General features: G+C 61.7%; 6 protein-coding genes. 3 read left to right on the forward strand and 3 right to left on the reverse strand.

Annotated elements, in window-relative coordinates; genetic code table 11:
• Nucleotides 1–201: TetR/AcrR family transcriptional regulator (locus WBR57_RS18550; protein ID WP_424085387.1), on the reverse strand; the 201-nt coding region annotated here is incomplete at its 3' end.
• 90 nt (nucleotides 202–291) lie between these two features.
• Here WBR57_RS18550 and WBR57_RS18555 point away from each other — a divergent pair.
• From WBR57_RS18555 to WBR57_RS18565, 3 genes are all read left to right on the forward strand, one after another.
• A complete protein-coding gene (locus tag WBR57_RS18555) occupies nucleotides 292–1,491 on the forward strand; it encodes an MFS transporter (protein ID WP_424085389.1) in 1,200 nt (399 codons plus the stop codon).
• Nucleotides 1,492–1,568: 77 nt separating this feature from the next.
• Nucleotides 1,569–2,717, forward strand: coding sequence for a TDT family transporter (locus WBR57_RS18560; RefSeq protein WP_424085391.1), 1,149 nt, complete (start codon nucleotides 1,569–1,571; stop codon nucleotides 2,715–2,717).
• A 64-nt stretch (nucleotides 2,718–2,781) separates the two neighbouring features.
• Nucleotides 2,782–4,656, forward strand: a complete 1,875-nt coding sequence (locus tag WBR57_RS18565; protein ID WP_424085393.1) for an MFS transporter — start codon at nucleotides 2,782–2,784, stop codon at nucleotides 4,654–4,656.
• Nucleotides 4,657–4,740: 84 nt separating this feature from the next.
• Here the strand turns inward: WBR57_RS18565 and sugE are convergent, their stop codons facing one another.
• On the reverse strand, nucleotides 4,741–5,055 hold the full coding sequence (gene sugE, locus WBR57_RS18570; RefSeq protein ID WP_078741662.1) for a quaternary ammonium compound efflux SMR transporter SugE: 315 nt from the start codon (nucleotides 5,053–5,055) through the stop codon (nucleotides 4,741–4,743).
• A gap of 107 nt (nucleotides 5,056–5,162) precedes the next feature.
• The gene (locus WBR57_RS18575) at nucleotides 5,163–6,128 is read right to left on the reverse strand and encodes a bile acid:sodium symporter family protein (protein ID WP_424085395.1); all 966 of its coding nucleotides are present in this window, start codon (nucleotides 6,126–6,128) and stop codon (nucleotides 5,163–5,165) included.
• Nucleotides 6,129–6,253: the final 125 nt, after the last annotated feature.

The following is a 6,253-nucleotide window of genomic DNA, read 5'->3' on the forward strand; positions in this document are numbered from 1 at the left end:
GGCCACATCCGCGAGCAGCACGGACAGGTCGCCCCAGCGCCGGTAGATGGTCGAGGGCGTGACGCCCGCGCGTGCGGCAATCATCGGCACAGTGACATTGGAGCGCTCATGGGCTTCCAGTAGTTCACGCACGGCCGAATGCACTGATTCTTGTACCCGGGCACTGCGGCCCCCCGGGCGAAGGCCTTCTTTTATCGCCATGCGTAAAACCTTAACACAAAGAATTTGCTTTAAGCGCCGGCGGGTAGCACACTCCGCAAAAGCAAAATATTAGCTTTAGCGGAGCGTGCCATGTCCAGCCTCACTTCCCATCGTTCCAGCCTGGTGTTCCTGGCGATCACCTTGTTGACGTTTCTTGCAGCCTCCAGCGCGCCGACGCCTTTGTATCACCTGTACCAGGAAGGCCTGCATTTTTCCGCGGGCATGCTCACGCTGATCTTCGGTGTCTACGCCCTGAGCCTGCTTGCCGCGCTGCTGACCGTCGGTTCATTGTCGGACCATCTGGGGCGCAAGCCAGTGATTTTTTCCGCTCTGATCCTGGATATGCTGGCGATGTTGCTGTTTATCAATGCCGACAGCGTGGCCTGGTTGATTGCCGCGCGCACCTTGCAAGGGTTTGCCACCGGCATGGCCACCGCCGTGTTGGGCGCCGCCTTGCTTGACACCGACCGCCAACAGGGCCCGCTGGTCAACAGCGTGGCGCCCCTGCTGGGCATGGCGTGCGGGGCGATGGGCAGTAGTTTGCTGGTGGAGTTCGCGCCGTTGCCGACCCAGTTGATTTACTGGGCGTTGCTCGGGCTGATGCTGGCACAGGCCCTCTACGTATGGCGCCTGCCGGAAAGTGTCAGCCGTATTCCCGGCGCACTCGCCTCGTTGCGTCCGACCTTGCACGTGCCGCCTCAGGCGCGTCGGGCCTTGTGGCTGTCATTGCCGGTGGATGTGGCGGTATGGGCGATGGGCGGGTTTTATTTGTCGCTGGCTCCATCGCTAGTGCGCGCCGCCACCGGCTCGACCTCCAACTTGATCGGTGGCGGGCTGGTCGCGGTGCTGACCTTGAGCGGTGCGCTGATGATTTTCACCCTGCGCAATCGCCCGGCCGACAAGGTGCTGCGCCTCGGCGCCGGGTTGCTGGCAATCGGTGTGGCGCTGATCCTCACCGCCGTGCACAGCGCCAGCCTGCCACTGTTTTTCATCGCCACCCTGGTCGCCGGCAGCGGTTTCGGTGCGGGCTTTCTCGGTGCCTTGCGCAGCGTGGTGCCGTTGGCCTTGCCCCATGAGCGGGCCGGTTTGATGTCGGCGTTTTATGTGTTGAGCTACCTGGCGTTCTGCCTGCCCTCGTTGCTGGCGGGCAATCTGATCCGCAGTTTCGGCTTGATCGCTACTACCGATGGCTACGGCGCGGTGCTGATCCTGCTGGCCGTCGGGGCCTTGGCGGGGTTGATCTGGCAGGAGCGGCGCCCGGCTTATATTGGTAAAACAGATAACAGTTAGAGATATTACCCGTTATATAGATATTCGATCAGGTTCTACCATGGTCTCAACCTCAAGCGAGGAAGAGGATTGCCATCATGCCCTGCTCGAACAGCATCAGTTACAAACCCTTCAGTCACCTGACCCGTCCTCGGGAAGTGATTCGCCAGTTCACCCCCAACTGGTTTGCCGCGACCATGGGCACCGGCGTGCTGGCGCTGGCCCTGGCGCAAACGCCATTTAATCTGCCGGGGTTGCACCTCATCGCCGAAGGGTTGTGGCTGTTCACCATTGCGCTGTTTATTTTATTCACCGTTCTATACGCCGCGCGCTGGGTGATGTTTTTCCACGAGGCGCGGCGCATCTTCGGGCACTCCACGGTGTCGATGTTCTTTGGCACCATTCCCATGGGCCTGGCGACGATTCTCAATGGTCTGCTGCTGTTCGGCCTGCCGCGCTGGGGCAGCGATGTGATTCCGTTGGCGCAAGCCTTGTGGTGGCTGGACGTGGCGATGGCCCTGGCCTGCGGCGTGCTGATCCCGTTCATGATGTTCACCCGCCAGGCACACAGCATCGACCAGATGACCGCCGTATGGCTGCTGCCGGTGGTCGCCGCCGAAGTCGCGGCGGCCAGCGGTGGCCTGCTGGCGCCGCACCTGGCTGACGCCCATGCGCAACTGGTCATGCTGGTGACCAGCTACGTGCTGTGGGCGTTTTCGCTGCCGGTGGCGTTCAGCATCCTGACCATCCTGATGCTGCGCATGGCCTTGCACAAATTGCCCCCGGCCAATATGGCCGCCTCGAGCTGGCTGGCGCTCGGCCCGATCGGCACCGGGGCCCTGGGCATGTTGCTGCTGGGCGGCGATGCCCCGGCGATCTTCACCGCCAATGGCTTGCCGGGTCTCGGCGAAATAGCCAACGGCCTCGGCCTGGTGGCGGGCATCACCCTGTGGGGCTTCGGCCTCTGGTGGATGCTGATCGCGGTGTTGATCACCCTGCGTTACCTGCGCGTCGGCATCCCGTTCAACCTTGGCTGGTGGGGTTTTACTTTCCCGTTGGGGGTCTACGCCCTGGCCACGTTAAAGCTGGCGAGCCTGCTGCACCTGGGGTTCTTCAGCGTGTTCGGCAGCGTGCTGGTGGTGGCATTGGCGCTGATGTGGTGGCTCGTGGCCAAGCGCACGGTGCAGGGCGCCTATAAAGGTGAGCTTTTTGTTTCGCCGTGCATTGCAGGACTAGCGAATAAGTAAGCGGGATTAGGTAAAGTCGTGGCCTGATAAATACCAGCCTTCAGGCCATGCAGGAACACGGACGATGAGCCACCCCTCACAATTCACCTTGCTGCGCACACGGCGTTTCCTGCCGTTTTTCATCACCCAGCTACTGGGCGCCTTCAACGACAACATCTTCAAGCAATCGCTGATCCTGGCGATCCTCTACAAGCTCAGCATCGACGGTGACCGCGCGATTTGGGTCAACCTGTGCGCGTTGCTGTTTATCCTGCCGTTCTTCCTGTTCTCGGCGCTGGCCGGGCAGTTCGGCGAGAAATTCAACAAGGACGCGTTGATCCGCGCGATCAAGGTCGGCGAGATCGTGATCATGGCGGTGGGCGCCACGGGCTTCCTGTTCAATCACCTGGAATTGATGCTGTTGGCGTTGTTTGCCATGGGCACACACTCGGCGCTGTTCGGCCCGGTGAAGTACTCGATCATGCCCCAGGCCTTGCACGACGATGAACTGGTGGGTGGCAACGGCCTGGTGGAAATGGGCACGTTTCTGGCGATCCTCGCCGGCACGATCGGCGCCGGGATCATGATGTCGTCCACTCACTACGCGCCGATTGTGGCGGTGGCGATTGTCGGCGTGGCGGTCGTGGGTTACCTGGCCAGTCGCAGCATTCCGCGCGCGGCGGCGTCCACGCCGCAGTTGCGCTTGAACTGGAATATCTTCAGCGAATCCTGGGTCACCTTGCGCCTGGGCCTGGGGCAGACTCCGGCGGTATCGCGTTCGATTGTCGGCAACTCGTGGTTCTGGTTTGTCGGGGCGATCTACCTCACGCAGATCCCGGCCTACGCCAAGGAATGGTTGTACGGCGACGAAACCGTGGTGACGCTGATCCTTACTGTGTTCTCGGTGGGCATCGCCCTCGGGTCGATGCTCTGCGAAAAGCTCTCGGGACGTAAAGTGGAAATCGGCCTGGTGCCCTTTGGCTCGTTCGGCCTGACCGTGTTTGGGCTGTTGCTCTGGTGGCACTCGGGTGGCTTCCCGCAGAACGTGCAGGCCAACGATTGGCTGGCCGTACTCGGTTACGGCCAGGCCTGGTGGGTACTGTTCGATATCCTTGGCCTGGGTGTGTTCGGTGGCTTCTATATTGTGCCGCTGTACGCGCTGATCCAGTCGCGTACTGCCGAGAACGAGCGCGCGCGGGTGATCGCCGCCAATAACATCCTCAACGCGCTGTTCATGGTGGTCTCGGCTATCGTGTCGATCCTGCTGCTCAGCGTGGCCAAGCTGTCGATTCCCGAATTGTTCCTGGTGGTGTCGCTGCTCAACATCGCGGTCAATGCCTACATCTTCAAGATCGTCCCCGAGTTCACCATGCGTTTCATGATCTGGCTGCTCAGCCACTCCATGTACCGCGTGGAGCATCGCAACCTGCAGCTGATCCCGGACGAGGGCGCCGCCTTACTGGTGTGCAACCACGTGTCATTTGTCGATGCGCTGCTGATTGGCGGCGCGGTGCGTCGGCCGATTCGCTTTGTGATGTACTACAAAATCTACCGTTTGCCGGTGCTGAATTTTATCTTCCGCACTGCCGGGGCGATTCCGATTGCCGGGCGGAATGAAGATATTCAGATTTACGAAAAGGCCTTCACGCGCATCGCCCAGTATCTGAAGGATGGGGAGTTGGTGTGCATCTTCCCGGAAGGCAAATTGACGGCTGACGGTGAGATGAATGAGTTTCGCGGCGGGGTGACGCGCATTCTTGAGGAGACGCCGGTGCCGGTGATTCCGATGGCATTGCAGGGGTTGTGGGGGAGCTTTTTCAGTCGCGATCCGAGCAAGGGGCTGTTTCATCGGATCTGGTCGCGGGTGGTGCTGGTGGCCGGTGAGCCGGTGACGGTCGAGGCGGCGACGCCTGCGCAGTTGCAGGAGCAGGTGGCTGTGTTGCGGGGGAGTGTCAGGTAGTGGTTTGCGGGTTGTTCCGGCCCCTTCGCGAGCAAGCCCGCTCCCACAGTTGGAATGCATCCAGACTGTGGGAGCGGTAGAGGCCTAAGCGCTGACTTTAAGGCCAATCAGCCCGCAAATGATCAACGCCACACTGGCCAGCCGGAACAGCGCCATGGATTCCCCGAACAGGATAATCCCGGCGATGACTGTGCCCACGGCACCCACGCCGGTCCAGATGGCGTAGGCGGTGCCCAGCGGCAGTTCTTTCATGGCCAGGCCCAGCAGGCCGAGGCTGATGGCCATGGCGGCAATCGTCAGGGCAGTGGGCAGCGGCTTGCTGAAACCGTCGGTGTACTTCAGGCCAACGGCCCAGCCGACTTCAAACAAACCGGCAAAAAACAGAATGATCCAGGACATGATGACCTCGCTTCTTCAGGCGGGGTCGTCCCCGGAGTGTGCGCCTTGTCAGCGTCGCGGGGTCGTCCCCGCGAAGCTCGGTAGAGTGCCGAAAATTGATCGTGCGATCAAGTTTGCGGGGTGTTCTCCAGGACGCGGCGGTCTTCCTTCTCGCTCATGCGGCGGAAATACGTCGAGAGCAGCGCTCCGGAAATATTGTGCCAGACGCTGAACAGCGCGCTCGGCACGGCCGCCAACGGCGAAAAGTGCGCGCTGGCCAATGCGGCGCCCAGCCCGGAGTTCTGCATGCCCACTTCCAGTGCCAGCGACTTGCGTTGCGCCAAGGGCAGTTTGAATACGCGGCCGGTGAAGTAGCCCAGCAGGTAACCGAAGCTGTTGTGCAGCATCACCACGGCCATGATCAACAGGCCCGATTCGGCAATCTTCGCCTGGCTGGCCGCGACCACCGCCGCCACGATGATCACAATGCTGACCACCGACACCAACGGTAAGACGTCCACCGCATGCCGCACCCGCTCGCCGAGCAGGCGTTGTGCGAGCACGCCGAGTACGATCGGCAGCAGCACCACTTGCAGGATCGACCAGAACAACTCCATGAACGACACCGGCAACCAGGCCGAGGCCAGCAGCCAGATCAGCGCCGGGGTGAGCAACGGGGCGAGGAGGGTGGTGACGGCCGCGATGGCCACTGACAGCGCCAGGTCGCCGCGCGCGAGCCAGGTCATCACGTTAGACGATGTGCCGCTTGGGCAGCAGCCGACCAGGATCACGCCGACGGCAATTTCCGGCGGCAGGTGAAACGCCTGGCACAGCAACCAGGCCACACCCGGCATGATCACAAAGTGCGCAACCACGCCCAGGGCCACGCGCCACGGGTGGCGGGCGACCTCGGCGAAGTCTTCGAGTTTGAGGGTCAGCCCCATGCCGAACATCACCAGGCCCAGCAGCGGGACGATGGCGCTTTTCAGGCCGATGAACCAGCTGGGTTCGAGGAAGGCGAGGACGGCGAAAATCAATACCCAGTAGGCGAAGGTATTGCCGACGAAGCGGCTCAAGGCGGCGAGTGCGCGCATGGGGTGTCCTTGTTATTAGAAGTCGGAAGTACAAATGCGATCAGATGTGGGAGCGGGCTTGCTCGCGAAGGCGATGTGCCAGTCAATACATCTGCTGACTGATCCACCGTCTTCGCGAGCAAGCC

The organism is Pseudomonas sp., assembly GCF_049590575.1.
GTDB lineage: Bacteria > Pseudomonadota > Gammaproteobacteria > Pseudomonadales > Pseudomonadaceae > Aquipseudomonas.